At 31.3% G+C, this 15,130-nt stretch carries 11 protein-coding genes; 9 read left to right on the top strand and 2 right to left on the bottom strand.

Features of this window, described 5'->3' with window-relative positions:
- Window positions 1-99: 99 nt before the first annotated feature.
- Entirely contained in the window at window positions 100-5,394 is a 5,295-nt protein-coding gene (locus GM3708_RS03075; RefSeq protein ID WP_066344041.1) for a hypothetical protein, read from the bottom strand.
- A 132-nt stretch (window positions 5,395-5,526) separates the two neighbouring features.
- Window positions 5,527-6,426 (bottom strand): tetratricopeptide repeat protein, encoded by a 900-nt coding sequence (locus tag GM3708_RS03070; protein WP_066344039.1) that lies wholly within the window; start codon window positions 6,424-6,426, stop codon window positions 5,527-5,529.
- Window positions 6,427-6,622: 196 nt separating this feature from the next.
- Between GM3708_RS03070 and psbP the strand changes: the two genes are divergently transcribed.
- From psbP to GM3708_RS19595, 9 genes are all read left to right on the top strand, one after another.
- Window positions 6,623-7,174, top strand: coding sequence for a photosystem II reaction center PsbP (psbP, locus tag GM3708_RS03065; protein WP_066344038.1), 552 nt, complete (start codon window positions 6,623-6,625; stop codon window positions 7,172-7,174).
- Window positions 7,175-7,226: 52 nt separating this feature from the next.
- A complete protein-coding gene (locus GM3708_RS03060; RefSeq protein ID WP_066344037.1) occupies window positions 7,227-7,811 on the top strand; it encodes a nucleoside triphosphate pyrophosphatase in 585 nt (194 codons plus the stop codon).
- A 60-nt stretch (window positions 7,812-7,871) separates the two neighbouring features.
- Complete coding sequence (locus tag GM3708_RS03055) at window positions 7,872-8,186, top strand: hypothetical protein (protein ID WP_066344035.1); 315 nt, start codon at window positions 7,872-7,874, stop codon at window positions 8,184-8,186.
- 56 nt (window positions 8,187-8,242) lie between these two features.
- Window positions 8,243-9,109 (top strand): hypothetical protein, encoded by an 867-nt coding sequence (locus GM3708_RS03050; protein WP_066344034.1) that lies wholly within the window; start codon window positions 8,243-8,245, stop codon window positions 9,107-9,109.
- Window positions 9,110-9,257: 148 nt separating this feature from the next.
- A complete protein-coding gene (locus tag GM3708_RS03045; protein ID WP_066344033.1) occupies window positions 9,258-10,781 on the top strand; it encodes a serine/threonine-protein kinase in 1,524 nt (507 codons plus the stop codon).
- 104 nt (window positions 10,782-10,885) lie between these two features.
- Entirely contained in the window at window positions 10,886-12,418 is a 1,533-nt protein-coding gene (locus tag GM3708_RS03040; RefSeq protein ID WP_066344032.1) for a serine/threonine-protein kinase, read from the top strand.
- A gap of 509 nt (window positions 12,419-12,927) precedes the next feature.
- A complete protein-coding gene (locus GM3708_RS03035) occupies window positions 12,928-13,221 on the top strand; it encodes a Mo-dependent nitrogenase C-terminal domain-containing protein (protein ID WP_066344029.1) in 294 nt (97 codons plus the stop codon).
- A gap of 222 nt (window positions 13,222-13,443) precedes the next feature.
- Window positions 13,444-14,703 (top strand): phosphoribosylamine--glycine ligase, encoded by a 1,260-nt coding sequence (gene purD / locus GM3708_RS03030; RefSeq protein ID WP_066344027.1) that lies wholly within the window; start codon window positions 13,444-13,446, stop codon window positions 14,701-14,703.
- A gap of 294 nt (window positions 14,704-14,997) precedes the next feature.
- Window positions 14,998-15,120 (top strand): hypothetical protein, encoded by a 123-nt coding sequence (locus GM3708_RS19595; RefSeq protein ID WP_255358419.1) that lies wholly within the window; start codon window positions 14,998-15,000, stop codon window positions 15,118-15,120.
- The last annotated feature ends 10 nt before the right edge of the window (window positions 15,121-15,130 follow it).

Here is a 15,130-nt window from a genome sequence, read left to right as displayed (position 1 = left end):
ATTTAATTTTAGAAAAAATCCAATGTCTAAAAATGCAATTTATTGAGAAAATAAAACAATAAGTAATATTTTTTATTAAGAATGTTCTTAATAAGAATGTTAGCTTCTATTGGTTAACATTAATGCGGCTTGTTTCCATTTACCCATTTTACGGAGTAAATTAGCGGCTTTTAATTTATTCCCAGCTAGTTGCCAAGCTTCAACCGCATTATCCCACTTATCTTTACCCTGTTGCTCACAAGTATAGGCAACTTTATCCCATTGCTCTATTTTACGCCAACATTCTTCAGCTAATGACCAGTATAATCCTTGTTCGTAGCAAAGGGCAGCTTTAATAGTTTTATCTTTTTCTTGACTTAATAGCCAAGTTTCCCCTGCTTTTTGCCATTGTTTTTGTTGTTGATAGGCGATCGCCATCATATCATATCGGGCTAAATTTAGCCAACAATCAGCATTTTTCTGCCATAATTGACCATTTTGATAGGCGAAAGCTGCTTTTTCCCAGTCTAATATTAATTGCCATGCTTCTCCTGCCTCTTGCCACTTAGATTGTTTTTCACAGAGAAGAGCGACATTTTCCCAGTTTTCTAGTTGTCGCCAACATTTTTCGGCTTCGGAATAGAGTTCAATTTTCTCATAAATTTCTGCACTTAATTGATAGTTATTATTAAGAAGGTAAGCGAATGCTGCTTTTTCAAATTGGTTTTGTTTTTCACAAGTGAAAGCGACATTTTCCCAGTTTTCTAGTTGTCGCCAAAGGTTTTCGGCTAAATCCCAAAACTCTCCTTGTTGATAACAAACGGCGGCATTGTCTAATTGATAAATTTGTAACCATGCTTGGGCGGCTTTTTGCCATTGTTGTTGAGTTTGCCAAATATCGGCGGCGGTTTCCCACTTAGATTGTTTTTCCGCCATCTCAGCAGCTTTTTCCCAATTACCCATTACTAACCAACAAGATTCGGCTTTTCCCCAGTTTTCAATTACTTCATAACATTTAGCGGCATTTTCTACTGCTTCAATAGCCAACCATGCTTCAGCGGCTTTTTCCCATGCCTTTTGTTTCTCACAAGTTAAGGCGACTTTTTGCCAATTTTGCAGTTTTCGCCAACAATCTTCTGCTTTTTTCCAATTTTCAACTTTTTCGTAACAGTTACCTGCTTTTTCGATTTCTTCTATTTTTAACCATGCTTCGGCGGCTTTTTCCCATGCCTTTTGTTTTTCACAAGTTAAGGCAACTTTTTCCCAGTCTTCTAATTTTCGCCAACAATCTTCTGCTTTTTGCCAATTTTCAACTTTTTCGTAACAGTTACCTGCTTTTTCGATTTCTTCTATTTTTAACCATGCTTCGGCGGCTTTTTCCCATGCCTCTTGTTTTTCACAAGTTAAGGCAACTTTTTCCCAGTCTTCTAATTTTCGCCAACAATCTTCTGCTTTTTGCCAATTTTCAACCTTTTCGTAACAGTTACCTGCTTTTTCGATTTCTTCTATTTTTAACCATGCTTCAGCAGCTTTTTGCCATACTTGTTGTTTTTCCCACAAATGAGAAGCAAATTCCCACTTATTTTGTTTTTGATAAACTTCGGCTAATTTATGCCAATTTTTTAATTTATGCCAACATTCTTCAGTTTTTTGCCAATTTTCTGCATTTTCATAACAAATCGCGGCTGAATCTAGTTGATTAATTTTTTCCCATTGAGTAGCGGCTTTTTGCCATTGACTTAATTGTTGCCACAGCATCGCTGAATCTTGCCATTTTTCTTGTTTTTCACAAAGAATTGCGACTTTTTCCCATTCTTCCAATTTTCGCCAACAGTTTTCGGCTTCTTTCCATGCCTTGACTTTTTCATAACACCAAGCTGCTTTTTCTACGGGTTTAACTTTTTGCCAAGTTTGTGCGGCTTCTAACCATTTTTCTTGTCTTTCACACATGATGGCAACATTAACCCATTGTTGTAATTGTCGCCAACAGTCTTCAGCTTTTTGCCAATTTTTTGCTAATTCATAATCAAGAGAAGCCTGAGATAAATTGCCTAACTGTAACCAAATGTCGCCTGACTTTTGCCAATGATTTTGTTTTTGACAAGTTATAGCGACTTTTTCCCATTCTTCCAATTTTTGCCAACAAAATTCCGCTTCTTTCCATGCCTTAACTTTTTCATAACACCAAGCCGCTTGAGAGTATTCTTCTAATTGTTGCCATGCTTTTCCAGCTTCGGAAAACAGTTGTAATTTTTCCCAAAGATTAGCGGCGGTTTCATAATCTTGCTGTTGATAACAACAAAAAGCGACTTCTTGCCAATTTTCTAATTCTCGCCATAATTTTTCTGCTAAATTCCATAATTTTCCTTGAGAGTAACATTTAGCAGCCGATTTTTTTTCATCAATTTTTAACCATGTTTCCCCTGCTTTTTCCCATTCTCCTATTTTTTGATAAATAAGGGCAAGTCTTCCCCAATTTTTTAAGTTTAGCCAACATTCTTCTGCTTTTGACCAAAGTTTGGCTTTTTCATAACATAAACCAGCTTTTTTTATATCCTTCGTCATTTCCCATGCGTAACCAGCTTTTTGCCAATTTTGTAACTGTTGCCAAATTTGTGCGGCGGATTGCCATTTATGTTGAGATTCACAACAATTAGCGATATTCGGTAAATCATTAAGTTTACGCCAACAAGTTTCTGCTTCTTGCCAATACATTCCTCGCTGATAACTTTCGGCAGCTTGAGGAAGTTGCGGAATTTTTAAATAATTTTGTGCAGCTTTTTGCCACTGCTGTAATTTTTCCCAAATTTTTGCTGATTCTTGCCATTTTTTTTGTGCTTGACAGCATAAAGCAATTTTTTGCCAATTATTTAATTTTCGCCAACAAATTTCGGCTTTTTCCCACTGAGAATTTTTTTGATAACAAATAGCAGCCTTTTCCCATTTATCAATTTTTTCCCATTCTAAAGCGGCTTTTTGCCATTGACTTTCTTCTTCTCTGATTAAGGCAATTTTTTCCCATGCTTCTTGTTTTTCCCACATCAAAGCACAACGAGATAAATTATTATTTTGACGATATTTTTTTTCCGCCATAAGATAACATTTCTCCGCCTCTTCATCATTACCTTGTTTTTTATATTCGTCTCCTGCTTTTTCCCATGCTTGAGAAAGTTTTAAACAACGTAAATAATTGTCACTATCATCTGCTTTTTCATAACAAACAATTGCTAAGTCATAATGGTGGTGTTGTTGAAAATATCTTCCTTTTTCCTGCCATTGTAAAGGAGTTAAATTACCCCATTTTTTTAACCATAAATTTTTATCAATTTCTTGCCAACAGTTAACAGCTTTTTGCCATTTTTCTAAAATATTCCATAAATCTCCTGCTTTTCCCCAATTACCTTGATTTTCGGCGATGTAAGGTTGAATTAGTTTGGCTTGTTTATAGTTTTTTATCTGCCAATAACATTCATAAGCCTGTTGCCATGACCCTTGTTGATGATAAACTTGAGCAATAGTTTTAATATTTTCATCGGCAGAAATAGTAAAAAACTCTTCTAAATTTTCAAGATTACCTTTACTTAAATAATTTTCTAAATCAGGATAGTTTTGAGTAAGATTAAAATTGCTTTCACAGCAGTAAATTTTTTCCTTCACACATCCCAAACAAAGATATAGATATTTTTTCAATAAATCTGTTGTCAGACTATTATATTTAATGTTGTTAAAGTAACTAAAAAAATTCCAGAGGATAATTTCGTTAAATTTTAAACCATCGATTTCATTAACAGTAAGAATGCGACTGTTGAAAATTTCTTGATTAGTGTTAAAAATAGTGAGTAACTTTTCTTTTTCCTGACTATTAACAACGACTATACATTTATCGACACCAAAATTTTTTCCTAAATTTAATAATTTTGATTCTGGGGTAATAATCCATAAACAATGACTATTTTGTGGAAGAATCCGATTATTTTTCAGAATATCTTGACTAGATGTTTTTTTACTTAAATCCAGATTTAATAATCCTTGACTAAAATTAGTTAAATTTTCATTAGCAATCAAATTAAAAGTTAATTTTCCTTGATTAATTGTCAAGGCTTTTTCGGGAGAAATAAATTTTTCAATTTTACGGATAAAAGTTGTCGAATTATAAATAGATTTTTGACTATCATAGGTAAAACAGAAATTAGTAGTCAAATTTTGCTCAGAATCTTTTTTCGTTAAAGAGAGAATTAGTTTTAAAGCTATATCATTAAATTGATGGATATTATCCCAGTAAACTTGTGCATAAATTCCTCTAAAATTGTCAGAAATATTTCTAAAAATATAATTACTTAAATCGGTTTCATCCCAATAGTTATTTTTTGTTAACCATTGTTGATATTTAACGGCTAATTGATAAATTTGTTTAGGGTTAATATCTTGGGGCAAAAAACTAAATGCTTGAATTTGTTGTTGATAATCTTCCAAGGAAATTAAATAATCATTATTTTTTGAGTAATTCTGATTTCCTTTAATTAAATAATAAATTTCTTGCCAAAGATGCCATGATTCTATATCTTCTATTTCTTGGTTAGCTAAAAATTTATCTTTGAATTTGTTATAGTTAACTTGTTTACTTCTCAGAAAAATATTATTTTCTAAAATATGATTATCTTGAGCAAATTTACGAATACAATGAACAAAATCATCAATAATTAAGTTATTTATCTTTTCTCCTTGCAACAATTCTTGAGATAAATATTGAGTATGATACTTATTGCTAAAACTATCACTGAGATAAAGAATTTTTTCTTCGAGATTTTCTTTACTACCTTGAATAGCTTTGATTAAAGATACCGTTGTTTTTCCTGTATTATTAAATCCTTGTAAAAGTAAAGGTAAGGGTTTTTGAATATTATCAATTTCTTCTAAAGATATAAGAAGTTTATTAGTATTAGTTTGGGAAATATTTAAACTTTGTAAACTATGACAAAAAAAGTCATCAAATTTATTTTCAAAGTCTTCCATTTGTATTTTTAAATTTTCTTTGCTTTTAAAGTTATTAATAATTTCTGTATTAATTAAATTATCTTCTCTATTAATATTAATATCAATATCAATAATTTTGGCAGAGAATCCTTCTTTAAAAACAATAATTCGTTTTAGTTTATTTTTATCAAAAATATTTAAAACTTTAACAACATTTTCTTTATCACAAATAATCTGAGTAATAAATATTTCTAGCTTATAGTTATAGTTAAGGCGATAAATTACTTTTTCTTCTTTTCTTTTTTCAAGTTCTGAAGTTAATAAATGATGATAAATAATGCTTTCTAAGTTTGCTAAAATAGTCTGTTGGTATGAAGAATTTAGTAAATTTATTTTCTTTCTTAAACTATTACTAAGACTGAGGGAATATTTATTTTTCATTAGTGCGATAATTAAATTAAAAGAAGTGATAATAAAATTGTATAAATATATGAAAAGATAGGAAGTAAATTAAATTCTATCTTAAAGATAATTATATTATGATTAAGGCAAATTAATTAAAAGTTTTTATTCTTACTTATTCCCTCGAATTTCATTAATAAGTTTTTGAATTTGTTCTAATTTTTGTTGGTTTCCTAATTGTTTATATAAATCCGTTGCTTTTTCTAAATCATCAATAGCATTTTTATTTTGTTCTAAAGTCCAATAAGTTATACCTCTGATATAATAGTAATCTGGCTTATTAGGATCTAATTCAATAGCTTTATTTTGATCCATTAAAGTTTTTTGATATTGATCTAAATATCCATAAGCAATGCCTCTTAGGTGATAAGTAAGAGGATTTTCTGATATTTTTAGGGCAGAAGTATAATCGTTAATGGCTTGTTGATATTTTTCTAAATCAAGATAAGCATCTCCCCTTAATTGATAAGCAAACTGAGATTCAGGGTTAATTTTTAAAGCTAAATTTAAAATATCTACAGCTTTTTGATATTCTTCAATAGTATTAAAAACTTTCCCTAAACTTATATAAGGAAGACTGGTATCGGCTTCTAATTTTATGGCTTGATTAAAGTCAGCAATAGCATTTTGATATTCTCTAAGATAAAAATAACTTTCTCCTCTAAAATAATAGGTTTCTGCATTCTGAGAGTTTAGTTTTATTGCTTGTGTTAAATCTATAACAGCTTTTTCTTCTTGATCTAAAAAATAATAAGATTTGCCTCGATAAAGATAACTAGAAAAATCATTTGAGTTTAATTCAATGGCTTTCGTGAAGTCAATAATAGCTTTTTGATAATCTTCATTTTCATAAAGAGTAAATCCTCTCCGATAATAATCTTCTGCTGTCATAGATTCAACTGATTTATTCTTCAATGCAATTGAAGTTTGAGATAATTGACTAGCATAAATCGGTAAAATAGAAGTATTAATAACTATAGGAATTAATAATAATAGCAATGATTTTTTCATAGTTATTGATTTGAATTAATTATTTTTAATATTATATATGTAAGTTAAAATATTTTTCTACATTGTTTAAATTTTTGATGATTGATGCTTAATATTAAAGAAAAAATGATCATTAATTAAAAACAAATTACATCAAACTCAGGTGATCTCAGTTCATGACATAATAAATTAGTAAACTACTTTTTCAATATCTGTTATGTTAAAATCGATAATCTCGCTTATACTGATTATTTTTACCATTACCTTGACTTCTTGTACTTCTGCACTGAGTGGTTTACAAGGATACGTTGACAATATTGACGGTTATCAATTTCTATATCCTAATGGTTGGATGTCAGTAGATGTGAAAAATGCTAGTGAAGGGTTAGATGTAGTTTATAAAGATTTTCTTGAACCTAGTGAAAATTTAAGTGTAATTGTTAGTAAAATTGACTCTAATAAAAACTTAGCAGATTTAGGGACTCCCACGGATGTTGGTTATAGATTTATGAAAATGGTTAACCAAGATTCCAGTAATCAAAGAGAAGCAGAATTAATCTCTGCAGAAAAAAGAGAACAAAATTTACAAGATTATTACTTATTAGAATATAAAGTGAAATTATCTGATAATCAATACCGTCATAATTTGGCGAGTGTTGCTACCAAAAATGGTAAACTATATACTTTTAATATTTCGACGACAGAATCTCGTTGGCAAAATGTGGAAGACTTATTTAAAACTGTAACTAAATCTTTCAGCCTCTCTTAAAAATATCGAAAATTTTTATCCATTAAAAACTTTTGCTAATTAACTCTACTTTATGACTAAATTTGTTCTTGCGTCTGCTTCTCCTGCTCGTTTAAAACTATTAAAAATGATTGGTATCGAAGCCATTGTTTACCATAGTAATTATGACGAATCCTTAATAAATTTAACTGATGTTGTCGATTTAGTCAATACTTTAGCATCGAAAAAAGCGGAAACTGTAGCCCCTATTTTTCCCTCTACTTTAGTTTTGGGATGTGATTCGGTTTTACAAGTCGATGGTGAAATTTTTGGTAAACCTGAAAATCAAGATATTGCGATCGCACGTTGGCAAAAAATGCGGGGAAAAATGGGGAAACTATATACAGGTCATGCTTTAATTAACACTGACACTCAAGCAAAAGTTATTAATTGTGGCATTACAGAAGTGTATTTTGCGAATATTGATGACTCTCTAATTAAAGCCTATGTAGCCACAGAAGAACCATTGAAGTGTGCTGGTAGTTTTGCTTTGGAAGGAAAAGGAGGGGTTTTTGTGGATAAAATCGTTGGTTGTCACAGTAATGTAATTGGGTTAAGTTTACCATTATTAAGAAAAATGTTAAGAGATTTAAACTTTGAGGTGACGGATTTTTGGTAAGTTGTTAAAGACAATTTGAGTTAAGCTAATTGAAAGAAAAAATTTAAGGTAATCTAAATCATGAGCAAAATTGAAGAAGTAAAAGCCAAAATTAGAAACGGAGAAATAGAAGAAGCAATGGCGATGGCAATGTCAGAGGTAATGAAAATAGAAATAGTGACGACAACTAATGACCAAAATAATTCTTCATCCTCATCTTATCGGACTTTTATTGATTTGTTACAAAATGAAATAGAGCATGATTTAGGAGAGAATCAAGTAGAAAATTTGCATTTTCAAGAAGTAGAAAAAGCTCATGAAAAAATACTCCAAAATGCTCAAAGTTTACAAAAAATGTTTAATATTTTACAAACAAATATATCAGAATTTAATTAGTTATTGTTAATATTTAAAATCAAGAAAAATAAATTTTAGACGAAGGAGTAAAATTAATGAGTAATCATGAAGATGTTAAAGAACTATTACACAAAAAAAAATTAAAGCAAGTTCTTTTGATTGCCTTGAGTAACAGCTTAAAATTAAAACTAACTACGACTTCTACAGCGAAAAATACCACAACGAATATTGAAACTAAAATTAACTTATTAAAGGGATTAACTACTAAAATAAGTGCTGATACTTTAATTTCTAATAATAATCATGGCTTAAATTTTCATCAAAAACAAGTAGAAAATGCTTATGAAACGTGGGAAAAAAATAGGGAAACTTTAGTTAAACTATTACAAATAATTGCGGGTAATAATGTAAAAATAACTTCTTCGATTGAAGAAAAATCTGAAGAATTATTCCCATTAGCCGCACCAGAAAATTATATAGAAGATACAAGTTTTGAAGATGATTTTAGCAATTTTGAATCAGATTCTACCCTAGAAAATTCTTTGAATTATCAAGAAACTCAAGAATACCAAGAGCCAGAGGAAGAAGAAAATTGGATTGATGATCTAGAAAACGAAACAGAAGAATCGAATAAAAATATTGATGAAGCAGAAAGTTTCGATGGTATTTCTTTAGATGTGGAAATGATGGCTGAAGAAGAAATCTCCGTTACTGAAAATAAAGTGGAAGAAGAAGAAAACTGGGACGATTTTATCGATGAAATACCAGAAGAAGAAACAATTATTAAAGAAGAAGTCGTAATCAGTCCTGTAATAAATGAGGATTCTCCTAGTTTAGAAGTAGATGACGATTGGCAAGAATGGTTAGAAGAAGATAATTCATCTAACCACAATGGAGAGCATGATTCTCCAGAGATTGACTGGAATCAAGAAGATTGGCAAGAAGAGGAGGAAATTAGTTAAGAGTTTCAATGGTATCTATTTGTTTTTTATTAAAAATTACTAAATGAAGTTTCGATAAAGTTGTTCTTGGTGTTCAAAAATTGCGATACACTATAATTACGTCTTGAGATGAATAATCAAAATTACCTCACTGGAGAAACGAGAGTGAATGAGCGTTATTTATTGCCTCAACCCCCACTGTGAAGATCCTAAAAATGATACGAAAACCAAAAAATGTCGGAGTTGTCAGTCTAATCTGATACTCCACAGGCGTTATGTGGCTATCAAAAAAATTGGTCGAGGGGGGTTCGGGACAACTTATTTAGCCGTGGATATGGCTCAAAAAAATCGTTATTGTGTGGTAAAACAACTAGAACTTGCCGCCTCTAATCCTGAATCTCATCGTACAGCATTAGATTTATTTGCAAGGGAAGCTAAAACTCTTGCGAAATTGGATCATCCCCAAATTCCGAAATTATTAGATTATTTTGAAGAAAATGAACAGTTTTACCTAATTCAAGATTTTGTCTTGGGTAAAGATTTGGAAAAAGAAATCAAAAAAGGGAGTATTTATCAGGAAAGTTCTGCAAAACAGTTTCTGCGTAATATGTTACCTGTATTGAAGTATATTCATTCTCAAAAGGTAATCCATCGGGATATTAAACCCGGAAACATTTTAAGGGAAAAAGAAACAAATAAATTATTTTTAATTGATTTTGGGGCAGTAAAAGAACAAGCCAACACTCAATTAATGAGTCAAAATCCTCAAAGTGCTTTCACAAAAATCTCCGTAGGCACAATGGGTTTTGCACCTCCAGAACAGTTAGCAATGCGTCCAGTATATTCCAGTGATATTTATGCTCTAGCGGCAACTTGTATTTTTTTATTAACAGGAAAAGCACCAAAAGATTTATGTGATAACACTACAGGGGAATTAGCATGGGAAAAACATACTACTGTCAGTGGTACTTTTGCTAAAGTTTTAAACAAAATGCTAGAGTTAGATGTGCGTAAACGTTATCCTTCGGCAGATGACGTTATTAAAGCCTTAGAATTAGTGCCTTATGAACAAGAATTAGCTGGAAGTATGGTTAATTTAAGTAGTGGAAAAGATTCAGGAGATGAAGAGGAAGAAGTTACCATTGCTAGTTCAACTTCTCAAAACTTAGCTGATGCTATTAGAAAACGAAAGGAGAAGTTAGGGGGTAATATTGGGGGAGCAAGAAATCAACCTAATATTGCATCTTTGAGTCAGCCCAAATTACAGTTAACTCCAGAAATGATTGTTCAAGACTATCGCCAAGGAAATCGTAATTTTAGTCAACAGGTTTTAAATGAATTAGATTTAGAAGGATTAAAATTAGCGGGAGCAAGTTTTTCTCAAAGCAAATTAATTGGAATCAATTTACAAAAAGCTAATCTCTATCGCACTAATTTTTATAATGCTAATTTAGCTCAAGCAAATTTAAAGGAAGCAAATTTACAACGGGCGGAATTATATAAAGCAAATTTAAAAAATGCTGATTTACAGGGAGCAGATTTAATGGGTGCAAATCTCAATAGTGCTATTTTAAAAGATGCGAATTTAGGAGGTGCAAATCTTCGGGGTGCAAAAGTCGATGATGAACAACTCAAAACCGCTAAAACTAACTGGCGTACTGTTTTTCCCGACGGTAAAAGAAGATGGTGGTAAATAATTCATCATTAATTATTTGAAAATTTCTCTTTTCCCTCTTCTTTTCTTCCCTTATCAAAACTACGCTCAATTAAATTTACTTACAAATTCATGGCAAAACGATGATTATTAGTTACTGTGTTAACCCTAACTGTTCTGAACCAAAAAATCACCCAAAATTAAAAAAGTGTAATAATTGTGGCTCTAGTTTAATTTTGAATAATCGTTATCGAGTGATCAAAATGTTAGGAAAAGGTGGTTTTGGAGCAACTTTTGTAGGTGTTGATTTAACTGTAATTGGTGATCCGTTATGTGTTGTGAAACAATTACGCCCGATGGCTGATGATCCTCAAGCCCTAAAAACGGCTATTAGTTTATTTGAAAGAGAAGCAAAAACTTTAGATAAAATAAGCCACCCTCAAATACCAAAACTAATGGACTATTTTGCAGATCAAGGACAATTTTATCTGATTCAAGAATTAATTAATGGTCAAAATTTACAGCGAGAAATTAAAAATCAAGGAGTTTATGGAGAAATTGCCATCAGAAGGTTTTTAGAGGAGATTACTCCTATCCTTAAATATCTTCATTCAGAAAAAGTTATTCATCGAGATATTAAACCTGCTAATATTTTGCGACAAAAAAAAGATGGTAAATTAATACTTATTGATTTTGGGGCAGTTAAAGATCAAGTTAATACTCAATTAGCAAAAACTATGGGGCAAACAGCTTTAACAAAGTTTTCTGTTGGCACAATGGGCTATGCACCTCCAGAACAGTTAGCAATGCGTCCAGTATATTCCAGTGATATTTATGCTCTGGGTGCTACTTGTGTCTATTTGATCACGGGTAAATCCCCCAAGAATTTTAGTATTGATCCGAATACAGGTCAACTACTATGGCAACAAGATGTTAATATTAGCAGTGGTTTGCTAAAAATAATTCAAAAAATGTTAGCTCAAGATACTCGTGAGCGTTATAAAACCGTGGATGAATTGATTGAAGCCCTTAATATTCAACCTTTTCAACAAAGTTTAAGCCAAAATATTGTTAACAATCAAGCATCAAAAGATAGTAGAATCGATTTGAGTCAACTAGGAGTTGGGAATCTAGATGACGGTCACACCCAAGCGACAAAAACTATTTCTGCCACCGAGAAAATCCAAAAAGCAATCCAACAAAGACGCAATAAAACACAAAATAAAAATATTTCTTTAAAGTGGGATGAAGAAAAATTTTTAACGGCTTTTAATAGTGGTAAAAAAGATTTTAGTGATCAAGATTTACAAGGTTTAAATTTACAAGGCAGTAAGCTGAATAAATGTATTTTTCGTTATTCTCAATTACAAGAAATTATGTTAGCAGATACGAATTTATCTCAAGCTAATTTTTATGGTGCTGATTTAAGTAATGCTAATTTAACCAATGCTAATCTAGTTCAAACTTATTTTTCTAAGTCCAATTTAGAAAATGCCGATTTAAAAGGAGCAAATTTAGCTAGTGCTGATTTAACAAATGCGAATTTAACGAATACTAATTTATGTGGTGCAAACTTAAAAAATGCAAAAATTAATCAGCAACAATTAAAAGATGCAAGGATAAATTGGACTACTACTTTTCCTGATGGTAGTCGTCGTTGGTGGAAGGTATTTTAATTAACCTTAACGGATTATAAACTAAACTTACATTAATATATTAATATTTTCCCCCTGTGTTCTATCAATGACTAAATAGATGATTTTTTTGAATTCCCATTCTTTAATAATCCATGATGTTTAAATGGGAAACCAATTACTTTTATTATCTTCATTACCCATTCTTGATGAATAAGCTGACTTGAAATAAATTCACTAAAAGGAATTAAATATTGGGGTAAATTAAACTGATTTTTTAAATAATCCTAAGAAAATTGAGGGAGTTGATAAATCTTTTTCTATAGCAATTAATATAAAAACTGAAAATATCTTATCTTTATCTAAAACTGCATAATGTGTTTAGCTTAATTGTCGCCCTCTTAGGTTCTACTCAGATAGAATTGTTAGGTGTCTTCAGTTAACCTTATATAGTATAAAAGATATTTATATTAATATTTAGTTGTTATATTTTTTATTTATGATTAAACTAATAATAATTAAGCAAAAGTTATCAATAAACAGATTCCACAATGTCAAAAATTAACAGTCTAATTAGAAAAACCTTGTTGTCTTCTCTAGGAGTTATCAAAATAAAACTAGAAAAATTAGAAATTAAAGAAAAAGAAACAGCAAAAAAAATTGTTCGTTTAATTCCTAATCAATGTCCTTTTGCCAGAGAAATTAAGCTCTTTAACTTTTATGTAGGAAAGATTCCACCTCTATGTAAATTGAATCCTTTTTATGAAGATTTAATGATTTTACGTTTCCGTGCTTTATCTTTTTTGTGTGAAATAGGAGAAGATATAACTCCTTATTGTCAATAATTTTTATCCAATCTTGATTAACCTTCAAAGCTAATTAATAAGTAAAAATTATGAAAATATGTTTTAACTGTCAGGGAAAAGGAATAATTTTAATTAAGAGTTGTAACTCTTCTTATAAGCACTTTACAGACTATTATCCTCAAAAATGTTCCTCCTTTGAAGGAAAAGGATATATTTCCGCTAAAATTAACAACGGTATTCATCAAAGGAATTGAGATCATAGTGAAAGTTTTAGTTGTTGGTAGTGGCGGAAGAGAACACGCTTTAGCAAGTCAGTTATTACAATCTGATACAGTCGAAAAAGTTTTTTGTACTCCGGGTAATGGTGGTACTGCTGTATTGAACAATTGTGAAAATGTGGCGATCGCTGTGGATGATTTTGAAAGTCTTTTAAAGTTAATTGAAGAAAAAGGGATTAATTTAGCGGTTATCGGTCCAGAATTACCTTTATCTCTTGGAATTACCGACTATTTACAATCTCATCAAATCAATGTTTTTGGACCAAATAAAGCTGGTGCAACCATCGAAGCTAGTAAATCATGGGCAAAAGATTTAATGATAGCTGGAGGTATTCCTACGGCAAAATCAGCTACTTTTACCGATAAAGAAGGAGCAAAAAATTATATTCTTCAAGAAGGAGCACCCATTGTTGTTAAAGCGGACGGGTTAGCGGCTGGAAAAGGTGTTGTGGTGGCGATGAGTGATGATGAGGCGATCGATGCCATAGAGGAACTTTTTGCCCAAAACTTCAGTAAAGTGGTAATAGAGGAGTTTCTAACAGGTCAAGAAGTATCGGTTTTAGCTCTAACAGATGGCAAAACAATTCGCTCTTTAATTCCTGCTCAAGATCATAAACAAATCGGTGAAGGTGATACAGGGGCTAATACTGGTGGCATGGGTGCTTATGCTCCAACTCCTTTAGTTGATGATCATTTAAGTGACCGCATTACCAAAGAAATTTTAGAACCAACATTAAAAGAATTACAAAAACGAGGTATTGATTATCGAGGAGTTTTATATGCAGGATTGATGATTACTCCCGAAGGCGATCCGAAAACCTTAGAATTTAATTGTCGTTTTGGTGATCCTGAAACTCAAGCGGTGTTACCAATGTTAAAAACTCCCTTAGCAGAAGTATTATTGGCTTGTGCTCAACAAAGGTTAGCTGATTTACCACCCTTAGAATGGCACAAAGGTAGTGCAGTCTGTGTGGTTATCGCCGCAGGTGGTTATCCTGCCAGTTATGAAAAAGGAAAAGTTATTACAGGTATTACTGAAGCTGAAACCCAAGGTGTAACAGTTTTTCATGCTGGGACAAAATTAGTAGGAGCAGAAATTATTACTGATGGTGGTAGAGTTTTAGGGGTTACCAGTAGGGAAGCCGATTTTAAAAGTGCCATCGCTTCTGCTTATCAAGCAGTAGAAAAAATAAAATTTGATGATATGTATTACCGAAGAGATATTGGTCATCGAATTTCTTGATAATCACGTGAGTTCGATATAAAATTAATGCTACTTTATAAAATTAATGCTACTTTACTACACAAAAATATCAGCAAATAACCAATGCTGTATCTGTAAATATAGATTTATCACATCGACAACTGTTTTATTAGTATGTTGAGCGGAAAATCAGAAATTTTTATCAAGAAATAAAGCAATCATCTTTGTTTTGATTCAAAATTATTGGAGATTGATTTTTGAAATCTATCACCAAATCTTGATAAAATTGCTCAAAATCTTAACAAAGATCGTCTTGGTTGGCTTATAAATAGAATGAGTACGATTAAAATTATCCAAGGCGATCGCACAGTGGTAATTTGTGATCGCATTATTGAATTAGTTGTTTTGCGTTTATATTCGCCAGATTTGTCGGTTTTGTTACGTCTTTTTCAGTAACCCTAAATTA

This window comes from Geminocystis sp. NIES-3708 (genome assembly GCF_001548095.1).
GTDB lineage: Bacteria > Cyanobacteriota > Cyanobacteriia > Cyanobacteriales > Cyanobacteriaceae > Geminocystis.
This window is presented reverse-complemented; position numbering and strand designations above follow the sequence as displayed.